Annotated in this window: 1 pseudogene; it reads right to left on the minus strand. The window is 56.9% G+C overall.

The features are described from left to right. Positions 1 to 255, minus strand: a pseudogene (locus tag E0D98_RS27025) (conjugal transfer protein TrbA); the annotation flags it as partial.

Consider the following 255-nt stretch of genomic DNA (forward strand, 5'->3'; position numbering starts at 1 on the left):
GGTCAACGCCCTTGAGCCACAGCCAGTTGGGGGGCGTCAGGCGCAAATCATGTGCGTAAAGCCAGACCAGACCGCTGCGAACGTAACGGTGCTGCCTGAGCCACTGTTGTGCGTCTTCTGTTTTTATGACCCGGATAAAGGCGTTTCTGGCCAGTGAATACACCGGCGTGCTGAAACGCCCCTGGTCCCGTTTACTTTTGAGCCTGCAGGAGAGATTGAGGTTGTTCATCAGGGCTACCGCTGCTTTCCGGTCAC

The sequence above is a fragment of the Escherichia sp. KCJ4928 genome (assembly GCF_004352695.1).
Lineage (GTDB): Bacteria > Pseudomonadota > Gammaproteobacteria > Enterobacterales > Enterobacteriaceae > ECMA0423.